17 protein-coding genes and 1 tRNA gene are annotated in these 25,718 nt (G+C 32.7%); 11 read left to right on the top strand and 7 right to left on the bottom strand.

The window, feature by feature from the left end; all coding sequences use genetic code 11:
* Positions 1-41: 41 nt before the first annotated feature.
* The 4 genes from IPO86_06370 to IPO86_06355 all read left to right on the top strand — a co-directional run bounded on the left by IPO86_06370 (position 42) and on the right by IPO86_06355 (position 3,549).
* A complete protein-coding gene (locus tag IPO86_06370; protein MBK9727727.1) occupies positions 42-539 on the top strand; it encodes an SET domain-containing protein in 498 nt (165 codons plus the stop codon).
* The gene (locus tag IPO86_06365) at positions 523-1,638 is read left to right on the top strand and encodes a hypothetical protein (protein ID MBK9727726.1); all 1,116 of its coding nucleotides are present in this window, start codon (positions 523-525) and stop codon (positions 1,636-1,638) included. Before IPO86_06370 ends, IPO86_06365 begins: the two co-directional genes overlap by 17 nt.
* A gap of 231 nt (positions 1,639-1,869) precedes the next feature.
* Entirely contained in the window at positions 1,870-3,297 is a 1,428-nt protein-coding gene (locus tag IPO86_06360) for an SET domain-containing protein-lysine N-methyltransferase (protein MBK9727725.1), read from the top strand.
* 167 nt (positions 3,298-3,464) lie between these two features.
* Positions 3,465-3,549: transfer RNA gene (locus tag IPO86_06355), tRNA-Leu, on the top strand.
* A gap of 128 nt (positions 3,550-3,677) precedes the next feature.
* On the opposite strand, the gene IPO86_06350 is transcribed toward IPO86_06355, so the two are convergent.
* Entirely contained in the window at positions 3,678-4,904 is a 1,227-nt protein-coding gene (locus IPO86_06350) for an aminotransferase class V-fold PLP-dependent enzyme (GenBank protein ID MBK9727724.1), read from the bottom strand.
* 292 nt (positions 4,905-5,196) lie between these two features.
* Between IPO86_06350 and IPO86_06345 the strand changes: the two genes are divergently transcribed.
* Genes IPO86_06345 through IPO86_06330 form a run of 4 tightly spaced genes read left to right on the top strand, consistent with a single transcriptional unit; the run spans position 5,197 to position 15,592 of the window.
* A complete protein-coding gene (locus tag IPO86_06345) occupies positions 5,197-9,594 on the top strand; it encodes a gliding motility-associated C-terminal domain-containing protein (GenBank protein MBK9727723.1) in 4,398 nt (1,465 codons plus the stop codon).
* Positions 9,591-14,018 carry a gliding motility-associated C-terminal domain-containing protein gene (locus tag IPO86_06340; protein MBK9727722.1) on the top strand — a complete coding sequence of 1,476 codons (4,428 nt, stop codon included), beginning with the start codon at positions 9,591-9,593 and terminating at the stop codon, positions 14,016-14,018. Before IPO86_06345 ends, IPO86_06340 begins: the two co-directional genes overlap by 4 nt.
* Positions 14,019-14,024: 6 nt before the next feature.
* Positions 14,025-14,669: an O-methyltransferase gene (locus IPO86_06335; protein ID MBK9727721.1), complete on the top strand. Its 645-nt coding sequence runs from the start codon at positions 14,025-14,027 to the stop codon at positions 14,667-14,669.
* Positions 14,666-15,592, top strand: a complete 927-nt coding sequence (locus tag IPO86_06330; protein ID MBK9727720.1) for a hypothetical protein — start codon at positions 14,666-14,668, stop codon at positions 15,590-15,592. The genes IPO86_06335 and IPO86_06330 overlap by 4 nt, the downstream gene beginning before the upstream one ends.
* Here the strand turns inward: IPO86_06330 and IPO86_06325 are convergent.
* Positions 15,579-17,375 carry a hypothetical protein gene (locus IPO86_06325; GenBank protein MBK9727719.1) on the bottom strand — a complete coding sequence of 599 codons (1,797 nt, stop codon included), beginning with the start codon at positions 17,373-17,375 and terminating at the stop codon, positions 15,579-15,581. The genes IPO86_06330 and IPO86_06325 overlap by 14 nt on opposite strands.
* On the opposite strand from IPO86_06325, the gene hemW reads away from it, so the two are divergent.
* Positions 17,308-18,486: a radical SAM family heme chaperone HemW gene (gene hemW, locus IPO86_06320; GenBank protein ID MBK9727718.1), complete on the top strand. Its 1,179-nt coding sequence runs from the start codon at positions 17,308-17,310 to the stop codon at positions 18,484-18,486. The two genes, IPO86_06325 and hemW, sit on opposite strands and share 68 nt — an antisense overlap.
* 23 nt (positions 18,487-18,509) lie before the next feature.
* Positions 18,510-19,061, top strand: coding sequence for a metal-dependent hydrolase (locus IPO86_06315; protein MBK9727717.1), 552 nt, complete (start codon positions 18,510-18,512; stop codon positions 19,059-19,061).
* 293 nt (positions 19,062-19,354) lie between these two features.
* Here the strand turns inward: IPO86_06315 and IPO86_06310 are convergent, their stop codons facing one another.
* From IPO86_06310 to IPO86_06290, 5 genes are all read right to left on the bottom strand, one after another.
* The gene (locus IPO86_06310; GenBank protein ID MBK9727716.1) at positions 19,355-19,747 is read right to left on the bottom strand and encodes a hypothetical protein; all 393 of its coding nucleotides are present in this window, start codon (positions 19,745-19,747) and stop codon (positions 19,355-19,357) included.
* 160 nt (positions 19,748-19,907) lie between these two features.
* Positions 19,908-20,918: a UDP-glucose 4-epimerase GalE gene (gene galE / locus IPO86_06305; GenBank protein ID MBK9727715.1), complete on the bottom strand. Its 1,011-nt coding sequence runs from the start codon at positions 20,916-20,918 to the stop codon at positions 19,908-19,910.
* Positions 20,919-20,928: 10 nt separating this feature from the next.
* The gene (gene uvrC, locus IPO86_06300) at positions 20,929-22,758 is read right to left on the bottom strand and encodes an excinuclease ABC subunit UvrC (GenBank protein ID MBK9727714.1); all 1,830 of its coding nucleotides are present in this window, start codon (positions 22,756-22,758) and stop codon (positions 20,929-20,931) included.
* A 68-nt stretch (positions 22,759-22,826) separates the two neighbouring features.
* Complete coding sequence (locus IPO86_06295; GenBank protein ID MBK9727713.1) at positions 22,827-23,657, bottom strand: SPFH domain-containing protein; 831 nt, start codon at positions 23,655-23,657, stop codon at positions 22,827-22,829.
* Positions 23,658-23,751: 94 nt separating this feature from the next.
* Positions 23,752-24,819, bottom strand: a complete 1,068-nt coding sequence (locus IPO86_06290; GenBank protein ID MBK9727712.1) for a hypothetical protein — start codon at positions 24,817-24,819, stop codon at positions 23,752-23,754.
* Positions 24,820-24,984: 165 nt separating this feature from the next.
* On the opposite strand from IPO86_06290, the gene IPO86_06285 reads away from it, so the two are divergent.
* Positions 24,985-25,704 carry a hypothetical protein gene (locus IPO86_06285; protein ID MBK9727711.1) on the top strand — a complete coding sequence of 240 codons (720 nt, stop codon included), beginning with the start codon at positions 24,985-24,987 and terminating at the stop codon, positions 25,702-25,704.
* The last annotated feature ends 14 nt before the right edge of the window (positions 25,705-25,718 follow it).

The raw sequence follows: 25,718 nt of genomic DNA, 5'->3' as shown, positions 1-25,718 counted from the left end.
TTATTACATTGCAGCACTTTTATAAACAAGAACCAATCCTGATGGAAATAATCCCTAGCTTGCAAACAAAATCAAGTTTCGCGAAGATTGATTTTGATAATAAACTCCAACAAAACAGGCTAATTTCATTAAAAGACTTCAAAAAAGGGTCTGTAATTTGCCATTTTAGTTATGCAGATATTTGTGATAAACCGAATCGATATACTGTTCAAACTGGAGAAAATAAACATATTATACTTTCCCCTTTATATTTGGAATATGTGAATCATAGTTGTGAACCAAATTGCTTTTTTGACACATCGGAATTTAAATTTATTTGCTTAAGTGATATTAAAAGAGGCGAAGAATTTACCTTTTTCTATCCATCTACTGAATGGGACATGGAAGAAAGTTTTGATTGTCAATGCCTTAGTTTAAAATGTTTAGGTGAAATAAAAGGAGCCAAATACCTAACTAAAGAAATGGTATCCAATTATCAATTCACTCAATATATTACAAACAAATTGAAGAAGACAAAAAAACATGTCTTTGAGGTCTGATGATTTTTTGAAAGCAGAGGATTGGCTCGTTTGGATCCTTGCACCATTTCTAAAAACTAATGATCCCAATCTCCAATATTATTACGACTTTAGTCAAAGCGTACAAGAATATCAGAATGTATTTTCCGAACTAAATTTAGCTTGGAAATGGCAATCTGTTGAAATTCAGAATTTCAAGAGCATAATTGCTGCAATCAAACTTGAATCCTACCCAAAAACCCCTATTGTAATTAATTTATGTGACGGCGATGAGGCCAATGGTGTACCTGGAATTTCTGTAATAGATGCATTAGAATATTACCAACTTATATACACAGGAGCAGATCGGTACTTTTACGATATAACCACATCAAAAATTCCAATGAAGGAATTATTTGACAAAGCGAATGTGCCGAATTCTCCATGGATGGTGTTGGATCCAGATACTTATAATTCGAATGCATTATTTAAGAATTTAAAACAGCCTTTAATTGTAAAACCTGCAATTTCTGCCGGAAGTTTGGGATTAGGTCTTCAATCGGTTGTAAAATCAGAACTTGAATTATCAAACTATCTTAAAGTTTTGCAATCAGGCTATAAAGGTTGGGATTTAAGTTCGGGCGGCTTGTTTGTCGAAGAATTTATAGAAGGTCAGGAATATACCACACTTATTGTTGGGCCTTCCCAAAATTACAATGAATGCAAAATATATACACCTGTTGAACGTGTTTTTGAGAATTCAATTCCAAGTACTGAACAATTTTTATCGTTTGACCGATTATGGGAAATCTATGAAAATGAAAGCCCATTGTCTGATGATAAACCTTTATGGAATTATGAAAAACCACCAGATCACTTAATTGATGAAATCAAAAATATAAGTTGGCAAGCATATAAAGCAATGCATGGGACAGGATATGGAAGAATTGATTTGAGGAGGAATGAAAAAACTGGTAAGATCCTTGTATTAGAGGTAAATGCACAATGCGGACTATCAAAAGATGAAAACTTTACTTCAATAGGCGCTATTTTGCGAATATCTGGTAGTCATTTTAAAGATTTAATCATTGAAATTCTGATAGACGCTTTTATAAGACATCAATCAAAAATAAAATTATAGTATAAGCATTCCGTAAGCCATTATATAGATTTTAATAAATTCAAATTAATACTTAATATTGAGGTTTATTAGTTATTTGAAATTAGTGATATACCTATAAAATAGGAATTGGATAGCTCTCTAAGAATCTGGATTCTGAAGAGTTATTGAATTATTAAATAAAATATATAAGCTATTAGTATAATATTTAATTTAGTGCTTTGAATAGAATAATGAAACCCATCTAATTCCATGAAAGTTTGTGTTCTTCAACCAGATTATAGTACTTCTAATGTAGATTATAAAAATTATGACCCACCAAGAGATTTGAGTTCTTTGTTACCAGACCATCATGTGGATCATGTTTTTATAAATAAATTAACCACTTACAAACAATTAAAACAGTTATCAACACAAGGTTATGATATTTTTGTAAACCTCTGTGAATCCTATCTTGAATGGGAAGTACCTTCGATAGATGTTATTTATTCATTAGATTTATTAAATTTACCTTATACTGGCCCAACCGTTGACCTTTATGATCCTCCAAAAGAGCTCATGAAGTATGTTGCCTATATTTCAGGCATTGAAGTTCCGAATTATAGAATTGTTAAAAATCTTGAAGACTTAAATGACTTAAGTACCCAATTAAAGTTTCCACTGTTTGTAAAGCCATCAAAAGCAGGCGACAGTCTAGGCGTCGATGACAAGTCATTTGTTCAAGATGAAAAAAACTTGTTACTAAAAGTTCGAAATTTATTAAATGAATTTGGAGAAGTCTTAGTTGAAGAATACATTGAAGGTCGTGAATTTACGGTTTTAGTAGCAGCGGATTCAAAAGATGAGAAAAAATGTATAGCCTTTAAACCCGTTGAATATTTATTTCCAGAGGGCTTTTCTTTCAAAACGTATAAATTAAAAACTTCAGAATTGCATCCAGAAAGTAATGTTCCTTGTAAAGAAGAAAATTTAGATCGAAAGTTAAGAAGAGCTGCTTGCGGAATATTTAAAGAATTTGGTGGCAAAGGATATGCAAGAATGGATTTTAGAATGAATACAAAAGGTAAAATTTACTTTCTTGAAATTAATTTCACCTGTTCTGTTTTCTATTCACAAGGTTATGAAGGATCCGCGGATCATATCTTATTATGTGATGGCATTGGACAAGCTGGCTTTTTGAATCAAATAATACAGGAAGGAATTCAAAGACATCGACGTAAACAAAAAAAATATATAGTCAAGAAAAACGCAATAGCTGGATATGGCATTTATGCTTTAAATAAAATTCGTAAAGGAGAAATCATTTTCAAAGGTGAAGAAAGAAGTCAACGAATTGTAACAAAAGCTTTTGTAGATAAAAACTGGAATGCTGCTGACAAAGAAGTTTTTCGCAAATATGCTTATCCCATCGGTAACGATGTCTATATATTATGGGACACCAAACCTGAAGAATGGGCACCTCAAAACCATTCCTGTAGTCCAAATACAATTTATCATGGTCTAAATGTAATTGCTTGTAAAGACATTGAAAAGTTTGAAGAGCTAACATTAGATTATGCTAGTTTTCTAGATGAACAAATGGAGGCATTTGTATGTACTTGTGGAAGTCCAAATTGCAGGGCCTGGATTTCTAATGGAAAAACAGAGGAAAAAGTTAAAAATATAAAAGCATTCATCTAAATTGAATTTCAACTTTAAAATTGAAGCTAAATATCAACACAATCAATTCATTTCATATTAAATATTATTTTAATATATAAATTCAATATAGCTTTATTTGAATAATTATAAAATAATTTAAGCTGTTTTGAGAATCGTTTATAGCTTTGCAATCCTTAATTAAGAATGCCGAAATGGCGGAACTGGTAGACGCGCTGGACTCAAAATCCAGTGACCCTAAAAGTCGTGTGGGTTCGAGTCCCACTTTCGGCACTTATATTAAGACCTATTTAAATATTCTATAAGTTTATAGTGTGAAAACTAATAAACTTCAAATAGGAGAATCTCATTCTAAAAATTTTATAAAACTTGCCGAATTGTATTCATCCTTTTTAAGCATATTAGGAATTTGCAAATGCAAGGATTCCTTTGACTAATTTATCTAATTCCTTTTTTGTTGTATATATATTCGGCGTAATTCTCACTCCATTTATGTTCTCCCAATTGATAGCAACCGTATGAATTTTATAATTATCATATAAGAAATTAGAAAGGTCTTCAGGTTTTTTATCAACTATTGCAACATTACCGATAGCACCACTATTGCTAATATCCTGTGGATGGTTTATTTTTATTTTTGAATGTTGTTCAACTTTTTTTGTCCAATATTGCTGCAATTCAAATAAACGTTGGAATTTGCGTTCAGCACCTATCATTTCATAAAAATCAATAGCATGTGAAATTGCTTGTTCAATAGCAAAAGAACGCGTACCTAAATTTTCAAACTTAGTAATCTCTTCTGACTCTGGATTAGCCGCTGCTAAAAGTGGATACAAGTTTTTAATTTTATCTTTCTTAACATATAACAAACCGCTACCAAATGGGGCACTTAACCATTTATGGAGAGAACTTCCAAAATAATCTGCACCTAAATCTGGAATAGAAAATGGAATATGCCCAAAGGTATGTGCTCCATCAATCATCACTTCAATCCCTCGCTCATGTGCAGCATCCGCAATTTTTTTTGCCGGCAATAATTGGCCATTCCAATTAATCATATGTGTAATTTGAACAATTTTAGTTTTTGGTCCAAATGCACTAACAAAACCATCCACAATTTTTTGCTCATTATTTATTGGAAAATCAAAATTAACCCACTTTAATTTTATACCATCTCGATGTTCCCTTTGCTTCCAGGCATTTATCATATTTGGATAATCTTGCTTCGTTAGCACCACTTCATCTCCGGCTTTCAACCGAAGACCAAAAATCACAGTTTCTAATGCTTCAGAACTATTTCGATTGATTGCAATTTCACTTGCACTACATCCTGCTATATTTGCTAATCTTTCCCGAAGTGGTTCCCTGCCCTGATCTAAAATTCTCCACATATAAAATGATGGAGCCTCGTTACTGAGTCTATTAAAATATTCAACAGCCTCTTGCACAAGCTTTGGTTGTGGAGACACCCCTCCATTATTTAAATTTATTAAAGTTTGAGAAACTGAATATGCTTGTCTGATTTGAGTCCAAAATGTTTCATCAACAACTACCGTTTCATTTACTTTCGACAAAGATGTCAAAGTAGATAATGATTCTTGATATTTAGTTTCCAAAACCTTCAACATATCAGAAGGTTTTGTCACAATTGCTGCTGACAAAGCACCAACTAATTGAAGCGCTGATCTACGTTGCATTTTACTTGTTTTTTTGCAAATTAGGCAAGATTCTAAAAACCTCCTACGAAATTGTTACTTTTTTATTTAACAAGATTCTAGTTTTAGAAATATTACTTAGAATATTGATTCATTCTTATCATATGTAATTAAATAATATATATATATCATTTTAAACCATATGCTTCCGAAAATATTTGAATTTCATCTTCAAAATTAGTAAATTTGGTCCTTAAGATACTTTATGATTAAAGCATTCTTTCAAATAGTACTTATTCTTTGCTTTATTGGAGAAGTCCTAAACGGGCAATGCAATATTTCTGTAAATGCCGGACCGGATCTAAAAGTTTGTAATATCGGTGATATAATTACAATCAATGGAAAAGTTACAGGTGCTGTAACAGAAATTTTTTGGGATCCCGCGACAGGTTTAAGTAATCCTAAATCTCCCATAACTAAAGCAACTGTTTTTGGCCCACAAGAATACATTTTAACAGCCCGAGGATTAAGCTCTCAAAATTTAATTGTAAATGGAAATTTTGAAGCCGGAAATACTGGTTTTACTACCGATTATGTGTTAGGAACTAATTCATGTTATGGATTAGGATATTTAGATTGCGAAGGAACGTACGGTGTCATCACGAATCCTCAATTTGGACATGCAGGATTTGCACCCTGCGGCGACCATACTTCAGGTGGAGGACTTATGATGGTGTTAAATGGTTCAGCCGCTTTTCAAAATGTTTGGTGCCAAGATGTAACTGTAATACCAGATATGGATTATGTTTTCACAGCTTGGGTCACTTCTGTTGTATCCGCTTCTCCAGCTGTTTTACAATTTTCAATAAATGGTAATCCAATTGGACCAAATTTTAACTCAAGTGGCTCCACTTGTTTATGGGAAAAATATGAAGTGACATGGAATTCTGGGGGAAATACGGTGGCACAAATTTGTATTCTAAATGAAAATACTCAAACTGGTGGAAATGATTTTGCAATTGATGATTTAGGCTTCAAAAAAATATGTGAAGTAAAAGATACTATGAAAATTGAGGTTGAAGAAATTATTGTTGAAATTGAAGAACCTGAATTAATTACTTGCGATAATCCAATGATAAAATTAAATGCCAAAGCTTCATCAAAAGGTACCGGTTGGACTTATCAATGGACCACTTCAAATGGAAAAATTATTTCAGGGGCAAATAGTTTGGAACCAACAATAAAAGGTCCAGGTACTTATTATCTTACAGTCTGTTCACCGTTGCCGAACTGTTGTTTAACAAAAAGCATTGAAGTGCAAGGGAATATCATACCCCCGGATCTATTGCTGATTTCAAAAGATACTTTAGGTTGCAATAATTTAAGTGCTACCATTTTATCAAGAAGTTTAGTTTCCCCATTAACGTATCAATGGAGTGGGCCGAATGGTTTTAATTCGAATGATCCACTTGTTGTTGTGCTTGAAGCAGGTAAATATATTCTAACTATTACAGATGAATATAATTGTAAAACAATTGATTCTGTCAATGTCTTCGAAATTATAGATAATCCCAAAATTAGTATCCAGTCAAATCCCATAAACTGTAAAGTTGATACCGCTAGATTAATTGGTTCTTCATCCGTTGCTGGTTCAAAATTTGAATGGTCAGGCCCTAACAATACTAATTTTTCAAAGTCGGAATGGAATGTGGTGGATACAGGAATTTATATTTTAAAAGTAACTTCTCCTTCAGGTTGCATTAAATATGATACGGTACTTTTAAAAAAAGATCAAAACCTTCCAATTGTAAATTATCAGCTAGATACAATTACCTGTCTACAGGATTCGTCAACTATCATAGTAACAACTAACAGAAAAATAGTAAATGCACAATGGCAAAGTTCTAGTTGGTTTTATTCATTAGATACCTTATCTATTAAAACCGGCTCAGCGGGTGTTTATGAATTGAAAGTAGAAGCAGACAATGGATGTATAACGCTATTAAATATTCCAGTTCTTGCAGATACTATTCACCCAAATTTAACAGCTTCCAATGATACCATAAGCTGTTTAAAAACTTCCATTCCATTAAATTCATCAAACCTCGATCCAACGGTTAATATTCGTTGGTATGGACCAAATGGTTTTGTGGAACTTAAAGACTCCGTTTATTCAAATCAAGCCGGCAAATACCAGGTAATCGGATTAGCAAAAAATGGTTGCTCAGATACTGTTCAGATTGAGCTCTTTGTTGATACCTTGAAACCCGACATTAAACTCTTAGATGACACTTTAAATTGCATAAAAAAATCTACCGTTTTAAAACTTTCAGACAGCTTAACATCCATTTATAGTTGGAGTGGGCCTAATAATTTTTCAAGCAGTCAAAAAAATCCATTCGTTTCAAAAGATGGTAATTATACAGTAACTGCTTCGCTTCCTAATGGCTGTTCAACAACTCAAATCCTGAATATTTATTTAGATGTCATGTTGCCAATTTTAAGCACTACAAACGACACCTTAACGTGTAAAAAAGATAGCATTCAATTAAAGGCAACAAATGACAATGCAAATGCCGCTATTCAATGGAAGGGTCCCAATGGATTTAATTCAATACTATTAAATCCCTATACATCAAATCCTGGAAACTATAATCTTGTAGTTACAAACCCAAATGGTTGCAGTGATTCTTTAACAGTTACTATTTTTCAAGATATTGGAAAGCCCGATTTGATTTCAAATAATGATACCTTAAATTGTACAAAGCGGACAGCAAATTTATTTGCAATTTCTTCCAGAGATAGCCTATTATTTGATTGGACTGGACCCGCAGGTTTTCAATCTAATAACCAAAATATTTCTGTCAATACAGCTGGGATTTATACTATTAGAATAAGTACTTTTGAAAATTGCTACAGCATTCTGAATGTCGAAGTGTTAGAAGATACCTTGAAACCTGTACTTAATTTAATCATAGATACATTAAACTGTTTGAAAACTCAAACAAATTTGAATTTTACAACTTCTGATTCACTGGTTTCATACAAATGGACAGGTCCCTCAAATTTTTCATCAAATCAAAAATTCCCAACGATTACACAAGGTGGAAAATATAATATAATCGTGGTCTCACCGAATACTTGTTCTGATGTCTTTGTTGTTGATATTTTACAAGATACCATAAAACCATTAGTGCAATATACCTTCGATAGTATTAACTGTTTTGATAGAGAAGTAGAACTTAAGGCGACCATAGTTCCAGCAAACCTTATCGGCGAATGGACTTTAAATAATCAACAAAAATACAAATCAAACAGCATTCTAACAAAAGCAGGAGGAACGTTTACATTTGATGTTATTAATTCGAATTTTTGTGCAAATTCAATTTCATTTTTTGTGCCAGTAGATACCTTGACTCCTGATCTTACATCAAATAACGATACTATAAATTGCAATTTTCCATCCGTTAATCTCTCTGCAAAATCAAATACACCTGGAGTCCAATATCAATGGAAAGGTCCAGGAACTATTACTTCGACCCAGTCAAATTTACTTACATTGATTCCGGGAACTTATACAATTTCTATTATTGCTTCAAATGGTTGTATTAATCAAAAGCAATCCATTGTCTTTATAGATACATTAAAGCCATCTATATTAACAGCTTCAGATAGTATTGACTGTATTCATTCAGAGGCTACCTTATTGGCCACAACAAATATCACTAACGGAATTTTTAGATGGACAAATAATCAAAATCAAATACTATCAACAAACGCTTTATTAAAAACAAAAAAAGGGGGAGCATATTTTATTGAAATTCTAAATCCTTCAAATGGATGTATTTCAAGAAAGAATCAAATTGTATCGGAAGATAGTTTAATTATTAAAGATGTTTTAATAGAAACAATACATCCAAAATGTGGAGCCAAAACGGGTTCCGCATCTGTATTAGAAATTATTGGTGGACATCAAAATATTCAATTTTCAATTGACCAAAAAAGAAATTATACAAAGAATCCAAATTTTAATCCACTATTATCTGGATTATATACTTTATATGTTATAGATGAAAATAAATGCGAATTTCAAAAGGATTTTGAAATCGTTGACCTGCCATTTATTGACACCGATTTAGCACCAGAAATTGCAATTGGTTTAGGAGACTCTATCCGCTTAGATTTAACAATATTACCAAATCGAAATCTTATAAAATCAATTCAATGGAATCCTATATTAAATCTTAGTTGTAATCAGTGTGAAGATCCATTTGCAAATCCTCCAGAAACAGCAATCTATAATGTGACTGTTATTGATACGAACGGTTGTATATCCACTAAAAGAATTCGAATAGTTGTAGAAACACCAAAAGTTTGGGTACCAAATGTTTTTAGTCCGAATGGCGACAATATCAATGATATTCTTTGGATACATGGTTCCAAAGAGGATGTTACGCGCATCCATAATTTTCAAATATTTGATCGTTGGGGAAATCGTGTATTTGAAACCAGGAATTTCCAACCGAATGATCAATCAAAAGCTTGGAATGGAACTTTTAAGGACCAAAAATGTAACCCTGGAGTTTATATTTATTGGGCTGAAGTTGAATTAATAAATGGACAAAAATGGATTATAAAAGGCGATATAACTTTAATAAGATGAGTTTTAAATTTGCATTGACGATTTTTTTCTCTTATCTATTTCTGAGTCCCTGGGATATCGAAGCTCAACAAAATATAAGTCCAACTAAATTATCGCAGCATCTCTTTTTGCAAAATGGATGTGGCATTACAGTAAATGCTGGACCGGACATCACCATTTGTGCTGGCCAAGGAAAAAATCTTAGTGGCAATGTAAATGGATCGAATCAATACGAATGGGAACCTATAGACGGATTAAGTAATCCAAATATATTAAATCCGGTTGCAAATCCAAGCATGACCACTACCTATACTTTAACGGCACATGGAATTTCAAACAACCTGATCATGAACGGTAATTTTGAAACCGGAAATATAGCACCTGCCACCTCTCAATATACACAATACACAAATGTAAATAATCTGATTACATCTACTGGAGGATATATGATCATGAGTGTACCACAAATCGCCAGTGCATTTGGTTGTAATCCAAATATCGGTGCATTTACAATGGTAATTACTCCAACGGGTTCAGGTACTAACATATGGTGTCAAACTATAAATGTAACACCAAATACAGATTATAAAATCGAATATAAAGTTTTCGGGATTCCCTACATATTTGGTTCTCCACCAACTATTGGTTTAAAAGTAAATGGAACTTTAATTGGGAGTGTAGATGCACCAAGTGGTTTATGTCTTGAAGCTATAGGGAGTTTTATGTGGAATTCAGGTGCTGCAAATACTGGAACATTTTGCTTTGAAAATTTCGGAGGTACAGGACCTGCAAGTATGTGCGCTATTGATGATATCACGATTAAAGAATGCTGCGTTGAAAAAGATGTGGTCACTGTAGTAGTTTATGATTTAATAGCAGAAGCAGCTCCTGTGGATGACATAAATTGTTTAAACAGACCCATTACAATTGATGCCTCAGGTTCATCTCAAGGCAATGGGATTAGCTATAATTGGACTACAAAAAATGGACGGATTGTTAGAAACGAAAAAACCTTAATGCCCGTTGTAGATACACCTGGAATCTATACATTAAAAATAACTGGATTATATGGGTGTGAAAAAGAATTAATTATAACCGTAAATGGAAGCGTAACAAAACCAGATATAAAAATAAAGTCTACAGATATTGATTGTAAAAATGCAACCGGTAGTATTGAAGCAAGTAGTAAATCAAATTCCCCTCAATTTGAGTGGAATGGTCCAAATGGTTTTTATAGCCCACGGGCTACCAATAACAATATAAAAGAACCTGGAGAATACACCGTTAAAGTAACTGATTCGTATGGATGTGAAAGTACATCCAAAGTTGAAATTAAAGACAATCGAAGTCTTATTGAGGCTGAAATTACTGGGGATAGTATTACCTGCGCCAAAGATTCAGCGGTTCTAATTTCAAGTTCTATTGGCAAAAAGCCAAATTATTTTTGGAATGGACCAAAGGGCTTCAAAAAAGATTCCAGTATTAAAATGGTTACTAAAGATACCGGTTGGTATTATCTTACAACAATTGATAGTTTTGGATGTAGTGAATTAGACTCCTTCTATGTAAAAGATTTACAAAATAACATTGCTTTAAAAATATTTGGTGATACGCTAACATGCTCAAAGAAATCGCTTGCTATAAAATTAATTACAGATACTACAGCAACTATTAATTGGAAAGGACCGAATGGTTTTATATCCAATATTTTAGAGCCTATTGTAACAGAATCAGGTTGGTATTTTGTGGATGTAAAAACGAAGGATGGTTGTATAGGAAGTGACTCCATTTTTATAGAAAAATCTGCAGATCTACCAGATTTATTTATATCGAATGAAGATACTATTACCTGCGATAAAAAAATGATCACTATTACGGGTGGCACCAATACACCGGGGGCGCAATTTGAATGGCAAACTCCAACAGGTATAGTAAAAAATCAAAATCAAATACAAGCCGTTGATTCCGGAATTTATCTGCTTCAAGTTACAGGCGTTAATGGATGTATCCTTACAAAAAGTATTACTATTTCAAAAGATATTGATAAACCATCTATTACCGGTATGAATGATACCCTGAACTGTATTAAAGACAGTGTACATTTAAATATAACTGCCGGAATTGTTCGAAGCTATATATGGACAGGACCGAATAATTTTAATAGCAATGTTGCATCGCCTATCATTAGGCTTAAAGGAAACTACAATTTAGTGGTCACTGGAGTAAATGGTTGTACATCTGATATTCAATTACAAATTGATGAAGATAAAGCAGTCCCATTTCTTCAATTATCTGCAGATACCATAAATTGCAAGCAATCTCAAATAGTTCCTTTCATCCTTGTGGATTCTAACACCGTTGGATTCAATTGGATTGGTCCAAATAATTTTAATAGTATATTCAAAGCACCACCTATTACAAAAGGGGGTATATACACGGTGACAGTGCAAGGTATCAATGGATGTCTAAATTCACAAATTCTTGAAATTATTGAAGATACAAATCTGCCAAATGCATCTTTAGAAGCGGATACCATCCAATGTAAAAGTACTGCCAGCATTCGGGCATTAAATATTAGCCCAGGTGCTATGATTCAATGGCAAGGTCCTAATAATTTCAATTCTAATTTACCTAATCCTACAATTACACAAAGCGGATTTTATATTTTGCAACTTACAGGTTTAAATGGATGTATATTTATGGATTCTGTTTTTGTATTTCAAAAAGATCAATTGCCCGATGTATTTGCAAAAGATGATACCTTAAGTTGCATTCAACAAAAATTATTTTTATTTGGAGGATCCGCAACTCAGGGCGTTCGTTTTGAATGGACCGGACCAAATGGTTTTATTTCAACTTTGGCTAGACCAGAAATTCAGGATTCCGGAATCTATATTTTAAAAGTTATAGATGCAAATGGATGTGAATCAACGAAGCAAATACACATTTCAAAATTTTCAGAACAAGCCATCTTGAATCTTATTAAATCAAACGATAAAATTACCTGTAAAGACAGTGTTATCCAGCTAAGTATTAATGCCAATTTGCCAGCTCAAAGCATACGATGGTTAGGTCCAAATGGTTATAATTCTAATGCTCAACAAATCACAATAAATGAACCCGGTAAATATCTTGTAATCTTTTCAACTGGTTTTGGATGTATTAGTCTCGACAGTATAACGATACAGGATTTAAGAAAATTACCCATTTTTAATGTTTTGGATGATAGCATAAATTGTATAAGAACAAATGTAACTTTACAATTAAACACTGGAGAAACGGATTTGGTATTTAATTGGTCAGGCCCAGGTAACTTTAGTAGTACACTGCAAAATCCTAGAATTACAAATGGAGGAAATTATACAATTACGGTTACAAATTCCGCGGCTTGTACTTTAATTAAAACTTTAAATATCAAATCAGACACAAGCAAGCCAGATCTATTTTTATCTGCTGATACCATAACCTGTACCCGGAATATTGCTCCCATAAAAGCAAGCTCAAGTCTTCAAGGTTTTACTATGAAATGGACAGGGCCAAATGGATTTAATTATACGCTTCCACAATTTTCAACAAAAGTACCTGGTCGGTATTTTTGTACAATTACTAACCCTAGAAGCGGTTGTAGCACCAGTACGTTTGTTGATGTGATTGAAGATACCTCAAGAATTCGGGATTTAATGGTTCAGGGAATTAATTCAAGTTGCAATAAAAACGATGGCAAAATAGAAATTTTAAATATTCTTGGTGGTAACGCACCCTATAAATACTCCATCGATAACGGAATCACTTTTTTTCCTAATCTTAATAACTTAAACTTAGCAGCTGGGATATATTCCGTAATTGTAGAAGATTCAAATGGTTGTCGATTTACATCAAGTGTTAATATTCTGGAGAATGAGTCTGTTAAAATAAATTTAGCACCACAAATTGAATTAAATTCAGGATCAAATACTACAATTAAACTTAACATTTTATCGAATCCAAATGATATTTCAACTATTTTATGGAGTCCTGCTGACCAACTTAGTTGTAATGATTGTATGGAACCCTTAATAACAGCAGACCATGATGATTTAATCACAGTCATTGTAACCGACATAAATGGCTGTACTGCATCAGCAACAATACAATTAATAGTCAAAAAAGAATCGAAAGTATATTTTCCGAATGTGTTTTCCCCAAATGGTGATAATATTAATGACTTTTTTTATCCTATTGGATTAAGCCCGAATGCAAAAATTAATTACCTAAACATTTATGATAGATGGGGAAATTTAGTCTTTCAAAAAATAAATGGGGTTCCGGGAATTGAAAAAGATGGTTGGGGAGGATTGAGTTCTAATCAAGATAAAGTGAATCCTGGAGTGTATATTTACTTAACAGAAATTTCTGATCAGGGTGAAATCAAAACATATTCTGGAGATATAACTTTATTGCAATAATTCTTGATGCATTCTAAAGATTTAATTACATTATCGGACTATTGTGAATTATTGAGCCACGCAGAAGATGCGGTACTTCTGGAATTGGAACGACAAACCTATCTTCAAACGATCGCACCACAAATGGTTTCAGGCAAAATGCAAGGTCGCTTTTTAAGCTTAATTTCCCGTTTAAAACAACCAAAGTATATTCTTGAAATTGGTACGTTTACTGGCTATAGTGCATTGTGTCTTGCAGAAGGACTTTCCTCTGATGGTCAATTACATACAATTGAAATTGTGGATACGTATGATCATTTAATACAAGCGTATGCTTCTAAGTCTAAAGTTTATCCTAAAATCAAATGGTATAAGGGAGATGCTTTAGAGTTAATTCCCACATTTAATATTGCATATGACCTTGTATTTTTAGATGCTGCAAAAAATAAATATCTTGAATTGCTTACAATTCTAGAAGCAAAAATGAAACCTGGAAGTATCCTGATTGCCGATAATGTACTTTGGTATGGAAAAGTAATCCAAACTCAAAAAGATGAAGAGACTAAAATACTCGATCTATTCAATAGAACTTTAGCTGCATCAAAAAAATGGAATACCCAGATTTTACCGCTCCGAGATGGACTTAGTATTTCTATTCGCGTGGATTCATGAAACCTATTTCAATAACTAAACTCCCAATTTCAAAATTTGAAACCAAAAATTCAAATCCATATATTCATAGTATTACACAAGAACAATGGTATCTAGAACTTGCATGTAAAGAAGCTTACAAAATTGTAAGTGATCAATTGATTTGGTTTATACCATCAAAAAATATACTTTTTATAAACCAAGCATTTATTCCTCCTTATATTCAAAGAATTGACCCGATACCTTTACAAAACAATCTAGAAATAGATGCAAATACTTTAACTTTTATACTAAGCCATATCAAATGTGGACTATTAAGTATATCCAATAAATTAACTTATATTCCAAATAATATTCATGAACAAATTAGAAACAATTATATATTACCCTTGAATCAACCCTATGATCAATTATATAAAAAATTTAGAAATGGCCATAAATTAAATCTAAAGCATTGTGATCGGATGGGTATCGAAATCCAAAACTCAATAGATCCCGATTCGTTCTCCAGCTTTTACAATAAATATAGTAATCAATCTATAATTTCTAAATATAAAAATAAAAATCTAATCAACAAGCTCATAAATCAGTGTCTTATGAGAAATTATGGATTCATTTTAAATGCAACGAATAAAAATAAAGAGATCCTTGCGCAGGCATTTTTTACAAAATATAATAATCGGATAGTCTATTTAATTTCATGTTCTACTCAAGCTGGCAAAAAAGACTTTGCAATGCATGCAATTCTTAATCACGTAATTAAAACCTATAGTAATCAAAATGCAATATTAGATTTTGAAGGAAGTATGATACCGGGAATTGCCTATTTTATGCAAGGATTTGGGTCTATAAATGAGCCCTATTTTGTTTATAAATGGGAATCTCATTTCGGTTGCAAAATATTGCATTTTGTCAAAAAACTAATCCGTTTTAAAAAAGGCTAGAATACCCAAAATGTACTTTACCGTTTCCAAAATTAAAAGCTTCTGATTTGTTTGCTCCGATTGCATATTGCAACGAAAAGGCACCCACTTTTGTTTGAAACTGAATACCGATACCAATTCCTTCATACCAATTCCATTCAAACAGTTCATCCTTCGGTTGTTTTAAATATGCAAAATCAGAAAATATATTTACAAAACTATTCCGATCTAATAAAAATCGATATTCAACTGTTTGTATAAATGCATTAGAACACCTATAAAAATCTTCATCAAAACCTCTTAGATTTTTATAGCCTCCCACTCGAATCAATTCATTTTCCAAAATTTTCCCAGCACTTAAAATACCCGTAGTTGAAAATTTAAAAAGGAGTATATGCCTTTGAGCAAGTGGAACAAATAAAGAACCTTCTAAATTATAAACAGCCTGTTCTTGATTTTGATTCAAACTATCAAACTGAGATTGAATATGAAGATCGTTTGATTCATAGGATAGTAATACATTATTCGCAAGAAATTCTTTTCTCCCTACTTTTAAATCCAGAAGCATTAGAATTCCTTTTCTAGGATTTACTGGATACTCTAAATTGTTAAATTTATAATTTAAACCAGCCGTTAGAAAACGATAATCCAATTGACTTGGGAGTCTCTTTGCTCGAATCAAACTCAAGGTATCTGGGCTTAATATCGATGATCCATGGTAACCAAATGAAATTGCAGTTTTTTGATTTCTCGACCAGGGATACGAAATAAATAATTGGGAACTAATATCCAAATATTGTTCACCAAATTTAAACAAATTAAAATCGGCTGAAAACCCTAAAGGCAATATCCGAATATATGGAAAATCAAAACCTAATTTAAGACGCGGAGAATTTTCACTAAGATTTTCATATCTCATAAAGATTCGTTCGCCATATTTCATTGTATTTTGAATGTCAAACCCTGCCTCCCCAGTTAATCTATACTTCTTTGCTGCAAGTCCGGTTTCAGAACTTAATCCCAATAAAATTTCAAATTTATTTGCTTTTGCTTTTTCAAGATAAAGCCAGACAATTCCTTCATTTCCCAAAAAAAGTACACGCGGAGCCGACTTTATATTAAGATATGACAATTTGGATAAACTTGGAAGCATTCGATCGACAAGCAATTGATTATAAATTCTACCCGGAAAAACACCAGTGACTTTATTTAAAACAAACTCCTTAAATATTATTTTGTTTCTTTGATCCGTTTGCTTAAAAACAATTTCAGGACCAGGATTCAAACTAACATATGCAACAAGAGTATCTTCTGACTGCATTACTTGCAAAAAATCAATTCTTGCAAAAGGATAACCAAAACTGGCTTTCTTCTGAATCCATTCATCAAATAATAATGCCCAGAATTCAGGCGAAGAATTATGTTTAGATTCTTGAATCTTTGAATCCATTTTCCAGTCGACATCTGAACCTTGAATTTCAATCAAACGAACATATTTAAATTGCTGACCCTTATTTAGGTAAACGGATACTAAACTCTTTGAAATAATGGAATCTATTCCAGCTAACAAATAACCATTTTGCCTTTCATCAGAAATCCAATCTTGTATCTTTGCAATCAATTGCAAACTATCTTGTATTTTGGAAAATTCGTGGTGGCTTTGGTCTTGATCTACAAATACTTCATACTTGAAACCTGATTGTGCGTAATTTTTCTGTAAAAATGAAAAAAATAATATGCTGATAATACCAGAAAAAACGGAGATCGTTGAAAAGGAGTTATACAAGCCTGCTGGTTTATACATACATATTCCTTATTGTAAGCGCAAATGTAGCTATTGCAATTTTCATTTCTCAACGAATTTACGTACAAAAAACCTATTATTTAATGCCTTAATATTTGAAATTGAAACGCGATCTGCAGAAGGAGATAGTTTCATAATTCAATCTATTTATTTTGGTGGTGGCACCCCATCATTACTAAACGAATCTGAGCTTAACAAATTATTAAATACAATTCGCACAAATTATAAATTAACAAAAAATCCTGAAATTACATTAGAAGCTAACCCAGACGATTTAAATCCAGGCTATTTGGATCAATTACTTCAGCTTGGAATTAACCGGCTAAGTATTGGCGTCCAATCTTTTCATGAACCTGATTTGCGTTGGATGAATAGAGCGCACAATGTAAAACAATCACATGATGCTATCGAATTTACAATCCAGGCTGGATTTTCAAATTTTAGTATAGATCTAATGTATGGACTTCCAGGACAGAATTATCAAAGTTGGTTAAAAAATTTAGAATATGTTTTAGGCTACCAAGCTCCTCATTTCTCAGCATATGCTCTCACCTTGGAAGAAAAGACTGATTTGTATAAAAAAGTACAATTAAATACAATTCAGCTTCCAGAAGAATTCTCTAATCTCACGCAAATGGATTGCTTATTAGATTTTTGTGATGCTCATTCCTATGAAGCTTATGAAATTTCAAATTTCTCTAAGAAATCCTTTCGGGCAAAACATAATAGTGCATATTGGGAAGGCGTGCCGTATTTCGGATTTGGTCCTGCTGCACATTCTTACTTAGGGGACATCCGTAGATGGAATATTGCCAATAATAATTTATATATTCAAGCTATTGAAAACAATCTAATTTATTTCGAAACCGAAGTCTTAAGTAAGAAAAACCATTGTAATGAATATCTCATGTTACAATTGAGACGGATTGAAGGCCTCGACCTTGTATATATTGAGCATCATTTCGGTGAATTCTTCAGCTACATAAAATCTCAAGTACTAAAACAAATCGAAATTGGAAATATGACAATTATAAATGAAAAATATTGTCTAACCCGCAAAGGCAAATACATTGCAGATCAAATTAGTGTAAATTTATTCGTAGGTTTATAATTCTTAATGAATACTACCTAATTATGCCATCTGCTTTTGGCCATGCCCTTTTTGCTCTTAGTCTGACACCCTTCAGACCTTATAAAGCAAAATTGTTACCAACAATACTTTTGTCTGTTAGTTGTGCAATAATTCCTGATTTGGATGTCCTGGGATTTGAATATGGCATCCCCTATGATTCTATATTCGGACACCGCGGATTAAGCCATTCCATTGTATTTGCATTCATACTTAGTATCATCATTACTGCCCTCTTTTTTAAAGAGTTTAGAAAAGATAAAATCAAATTTTTAAACATTTGTTGGTATTATTTTTTGTGCACCATAAGCCATGGACTTTTTGATGCCATGACAACTGGAGGTTTGGGAGTAGGATTTTTTACTCCCTTTTTGGCGGATCGATATTTTTTCTCTATTAGACCCATACCTGTTTCACCATTAAACTTACAAGCTTTCTTCACTGAATATGGATGGTATATTTTAAAAGCAGAATTACAATTTATTGGGTTGATTTCATTTTTTGTATTAATTGGAGGTTATTTTTGGAGAAAATATATTCTACAACAATCAAGCTAAAGCAATTACTTATAAACTATTGAAATTTTTATAAAAATTTATATTGAAATCATATTAAACCAACAAATTTTTCTACTCTTCTGAATATCGTGGACAATCTTAGCAATATTAAATTGAATTTTAGCTTTTCAAAGTAGTCGACCCCTTAGATTGTGGTTCATTCGATGCAGCAATATAAACACTTGCATAAATATTCCTAGCAAGAATCTGAATCGTTATTTTACCTATGTGAAAATAGTGGTTTGAATAATTTTATAATGATATTTAAAATACAAAACCTTTGACATTTGTATTTACTTGCGTAATACTTTTATTTCAAGCCAGATAAGTCCACTAACTAAAATGACTTCTACTAAAAAGTAAGTCAAACTTAAAATGGTGAGCCTTTGGTAATAATAAATTACAAGGCTTATTGTCAAACAACAATATAGCAAATTAGCAATGCTGATTGCAAATAGGAATGCATGCCAATTGTCGGATAAAAAGAAAAAGCATGCAAACGAATAAATACAAAACATTCCTGCCAAAATCGCAAGGAATTTTAATACTTCCAATGGCATTCCAAAATACTTGTTGAATGGCATCAAAATTACAAACAATAAAAAAGCAGTGAGCAAAGCTCCTAAGCCATCTACCAGAAATAAGGTTTTTGGATTTCGTGCAAGTTTCCTAAGAATAGAAGGCATTTCGCAGTAAAGTTATTATGTTTTATATTCAATCAGTTTACTTATTACCAAATCTATTATAACATTTAAAAGATCCTGCAATGATAAAATTTCAGTTGATTTATTGATTCGAATGATCTTATTCAAATGACATGTAAAATCGCAATAGAAAAAAGATTTTTTAATTTCTTACGTTTTCCCATTCCCACGCTGTTCTCAGTATATCATCAACAGTTCGATTAGGCGCCCAATTTAAAAGTCTCTTTGCTTTTGTTGAATCTGCAAAAATGGCCGGGATATCTCCGGGTCGTCTGGGGCCAAGTTCATAATTAAATTTCAAACCACTTACCTTTTCAAAGGCTTTAATAATTTCCAATACACTCAATCCTTTTCCCATGCCAAGATTGAACGCATCATCCGGCAGTTCTTGCTTAGTACTAAGCAAATATTGGAGTGCCGAAGTATGCGCCTCCGCTAAATCCATAACATGAATATAATCGCGTATACAAGTACCATCTTTTGTATTATAATCCGAGCCATAGACTGTCATTGACTTTCGTTTACCTATAGCAGTTTCTGTAATTACAGGCACTAAATTTAAGGCTATATTAGATGCAGCTTCACCAATAAGGATTGAGTCATGTGCTCCTGCCGGATTGAAATACCGGAGGGAGATAGCCTTTTTACCGGATGTCTTAAAGAAATCCTGGATCAACCACTCACAAATTTGTTTTGTTCGACCATATGGAGATGCTGTCGGTCTGAATTCTGCGGACTCAACAACAGGTAAATCAGATGATTCTCCATAAACTGTGCATGAAGATGAAAAAATCAAATTTGGAATATTTGAATAATTCATCCATTCAAGTACTTGCATCAATGCACCTACATTATTTTCATAATAGGCCAATGGTTTTTTAACAGATTCTCCAACTGCTTTCAATGCTGCAAAATGTATGATTCCAATGATTCCCGATTCATTCTTTTCTATAAGCCTCCAACTATCCGCTTTAGATAAATCAATTTGATAATTTTTAACCTTTTGACCTGTAATTTTTTCAATACCGACTAATACATCTTCATTAGAATTAATCAATGAATCTACAGAAATCACTTCAAAGCCATTTTGAATTAAATCTACCATGGTATGACTTCCAATATAACCACATCCTCCTGTTACTATTACCTTCATTGATTTCAATTTAATGATCGTCTTTAATTTCTACATGATGCAAATCAAAATGTGCAATTAATTTCTTTGCCAATTCCTTACCAACAGATTTTTCAATTTCATCAAGATGGGCATTTTTAATCCCGTGAACTGAACCGAATCTTGTTAAAAGTTTTTGTGCCGTTTTTACCCCGATTCCTTGAATATTAATTAACTCCGTTTTAATAAAATTTTTAGATCGCTGGTTTCTATGAAATGTTAAACCAAAACGATGCGCTTCATTTCTTAATTGTTGAATAAGGCGTAAAGATTCTGACTTTTTATTTATATGTAACGGAATTGGATCATTCGGAAAATAGATTTCTTCCAATTTTTTTGCAATACCAACTACTGTCATTTTTGAGTGCAAATCCAAAACATGCAATGCTTTCATAGCAGATGACAATTGACCTTTACCACCATCAATGATGACCAACTGAGGTAAGGTTTGACCTTCATCAATCAGGCGTTTATATCTTCTGTATACCACTTCTTCCATAGATGCAAAATCATTTGGACCCTCTACGGTTTTTATATTAAAATGGCGATAATCTTTTTTTAATGGCTTTGCATTTCTAAATACTACACAAGCAGCAACAGGGTCTGTACCTTGAATATTTGAATTGTCAAAACATTCTATGTGAAAGGGAACTTCTTTCAAATGCAAATCATTTTGCAAGGTTTTAAGTATTCGCTCTGTTGGAGATAATTTACTCCCTTTATTCATCTGTTCCCTTCGCTTCTGCATTTGATAATACTGAATATTACTTATCGAAAGGTCCAAAAGTTTTTTCTTGTCACCAACTTTTGGAATCGTAATTTCTACTTCTTTATCAGGGATACATACTAAAAGCGGTACGATGATTTCAGGCGCAATACTATCAAATTTTTCCCTTAACATGGGTACTGCAAGAGAAAGGATCTGGGCAGGATCATCATCACAATTTTTACTTGCCTCTAAGGTGTAGGTATGTATAATTGCCCCATCTATAACTTTTAAAAAATGAATATAAGCATCGTTGTCATCCCATGCGATTGAAAACACATCAACATCCTTAATGGAGGTACTTACTACTGTTGATTTTCCTTGATAATCTTCAAATGCACTCAGCTTAATTTTACACTCTTGTGCCTTTTCAAATTCCATATTTTCAGCATGATATCTCATTTGATCAAGCAGAAACTCCCGAACCTTTTTAAGATGTCCCTTTAACATATTTTTAATTTGTTCAAGCTTATTTTTGTAAGCATCTACGGATTCAAAATGTTGACAGGGACCATTGCAATTTTTAATATGATACTCCAGACAAACTTTATAACTATTTTTAGATAATGCTGTAGGAGACAAATTAAGATTACAGGTACGTAATGGAAATAATGTTTTAATTAATTGCAAAATAATTTCTGCTTTATATTTTGACGCATAAGGTCCAAAATAAGTAGATCCATCTTTAATTAACTTTCTAGTAAAAAAAACGCGGGGAAAATCCTCTTTCTTTATACAGATATACGCATAAGTTTTACCATCCTTAAGCATAACATTATACTTAGGTTGGTGTGTTTTAATAAGAGAATTTTCGAGTAATAAGGCATCCTGCTCTGAATTCGTTATCGTAAACTCAATACTTTTAGCATTTCGAACGAGTGCTTTGGTTTTTGCTAAAATATACTTTTTATCGCCGAAATAAGAGTTTAAGCGATTCTTAAGATTTTTGGCTTTTCCAACATATAAAATTTCTTCGTTGATCCCTAAGAACCGATACACTCCCGGATCTTTTGGGATACCGCCCTCCAATAATAGCTTAAAATCATCCAGCGTCATTCTTGCAAAAATAAAACAAAAGCAGAGGCTTTGCTATAGCTACGTTCTTTAAACTAATTTAAGAATTTTTATGCACTCGTTTCAATAATTGGGGTGGTTTCCTTATCTGAACAAAGAACAACCATTAAATTACTTACTAATCTAACTTTCTCATGAGCATCTAAACTTACAATATTCTTCTCTGCCAATTGTTTAAGAGCGCCATCTACCATTCCAATCGCGCCATCCACAATTTTGAAACGAGCAGATACAATGGCTTCAGCTTGTTGACGTTTTAACATCGCAGCAGCAATTTCTGGTGCATATGCCAAATACCCAATTCGTGCTTCCAGCACTTCTATTCCTGTAATTAATAATCGTTCCTGTAGTTCTTTTTCCAATAACCTGTTCACCTCGCTTTCTTCAGATCTAAGGGTAATTTCATTGTGATCATCCACATGGTCATAAGCAAAGCTGCCTGCAAGTTTTCTAACTGCAGCATCTGTTTGTACTTTAACAAATTGCATATAATCTTCTACTTCAAATTGAGCTTTAAATGTGTCTTTTACCTTCCATACCAGGATTACACCTATCTGAATTGGATTTCCTCTTTTATCATTGACTTTTAATCGCTCACTTTCAAAATTTCTAGCCCGCAATGACATATTTCGTTTATTGAAAAATGGATTGGCCCAAAAAAAACCATCTTGCTTTACAGAACCAACATATTTACCAAATAGAGTCATTACTTTGGAACCATTTGGATTCACGATGATAAAGCCTGGTGTAATCAACAACATGATAATGGCGCAAACGATCTTTAATGGAATTGGCTCCAACAATAGAATGCCTCCAATAAAAACAAAAATTAACACCAGGAAAATCCAACCAGAATATGGCTTGAAAAGTTTCTCATTCATACATTTAAAGATTTAGAATTCAAATGTATTACAAGGAAAATCCAAAACCAAGTTTCATCGACAATACTTTAAAAATCAACGATGAAAGCAGTTACTATTTTGACTTTTTGCTATTTGAATTAATTTCTTTTGTTTGCATTTCCTGATACTTAAATCCTTTCACAGCATGATAGTCGGCTTCTGCAGCTATGTATGGCATTTGATTCCAGAATGGACTTTCCAGAATTTTTTCCAAAACTTGGATTTGTCTAGCCTGTTTATTATCAATGATTGCCTTCACTGCTATTGCATAAGCTTTTATACTCCAATCTCTTGCTTCAGCGGAGGACTTTGGCTTTTCTTCTAAATTTACAAGATCCACTTCCTTTATACTTCCCTTGTAATATAAAAGTGCATCCAGATAAGGCTTTGTTACCGGCGTAATAAACATTTTTGGTTCAATAGTAGTTAAAATTCCTTCAGCATCCTTTTGCCTGTTTGCTCTCATATAAGACTGATATTGCCAATAATACGCCATACAATACAAATCAGAATTATTTGAAAAATCTCCACAAACTTCATACATTTTTTCAGCATTCGAAAAATCACCCTGACATTGAAAAGCTAATCCCATCCATTTATAAATCTCATAATGCAAACTAGCATTAATTTTCTTATCTGTTTCTGACTTTTCTAATAGACCTTTGATGTCTTTTTGGCCCTCCACTGCTTTACCTGCCTTCCAAAAATCATTCACCGCAGAAGCAAATTGCCTACCTTGAACAGAGGCAATTCCACGATATAAATACAAATCCGCTGTATTCTGAAATTGTTCAATTCCTTTGCTCAAAACCTGGATAGCATTTTCAACCAACCCAGACTCAATGCATTGATAACCATAGGCAATAAATGATTTGACTTCTGTTAAATGGCCGAGATAAAACATTCTGGAGTCATCTAAATTTTTCTTATTTCTCTCTTTTATGGAATCTGGTTCCGGCAATTCTAAAAGTCTCTTTCCATCTAGTGTAACTGCATAAGTTTGCCCTGTTTGAGATTCTTCAGGTAAAGCTTGGGCTGCTGCCTGACTCTCTGCATTCGACTTAGAATCCGATTTACACGAACACACGAATAAAATTCCAATAAACACAGAGATTATTAATTCTTTTCTAAATTTGATCATTTTGATATATTATTCTACAAAATTCCAAAGAATTTAACTGTTTAATAGACTCTTTGAGAGACATTAACAATTTAATCCCGGCAATCTTATAAAGTTAGTTCGTTGAAATTAGAATTGGCTTAATGCAAATTATAAACAAATGCCTTAACTTAGATTTGTAAAAGAATGAAATTAATCTTTAATAAACCATTGCGTGTGGTGAAACGATATTATTTATACTTGTTACCAATATCAATAGTTTTCTCTTGTTCGCTAGAGGATACCCCTTATAATCCTTGTTCAAAGGTTTATAATACAGAGACGTTACAAGTTGCATCCCGCAGCAGGGATTGGGTGAACTTCTCTAAGTTACAAGAATTGAAATATATTAATCAATTTAATGATACCATGATGCTCACGGTAACTCATTTGTTTGAAACTGTTGATGGAAATTCGCTTCAGTTTAAAATTCTATGTCCTGAGGATTCACTCCAAATGAGTGTGGTGAATTATTCCACAAGAGTCCTCTTTTCAAAACTTACGACTTCGACAAAACTTTCCAAACTCTTGGCAATAGAATTTTCTCTGGATGTTGTTGTTGATGAAATAAAAAGTAATTTAGATGATATTCAAATGGCGGATGTTCTACAAATTTATATTCAATTAAAAAATCCGCCACTTGATCCTAAGCGAATTCTTGTTTTACAAATTCCTATTTTAGATAGGGGCTTTCAAGATGCACTTCTTGGCACGTATGCATTTTTAAACACTATAAAATTAGGTAAGTATCAATTTGCAAATGTTTATAGCAATTATGAAAATGAAGACCAGTTAAAAGTGTATTATTCAAATCAAGGCTTGATTGCGTTTGATATCGAAAATAATTTATTTGTCTTTGAACCATAATTTAAGTTAGAGAA

Source organism: Saprospiraceae bacterium (assembly GCA_016717265.1).
In the GTDB taxonomy this organism is placed as follows: Bacteria; Bacteroidota; Bacteroidia; order Chitinophagales; family Saprospiraceae; genus Vicinibacter.
This window is presented reverse-complemented; position numbering and strand designations above follow the sequence as displayed.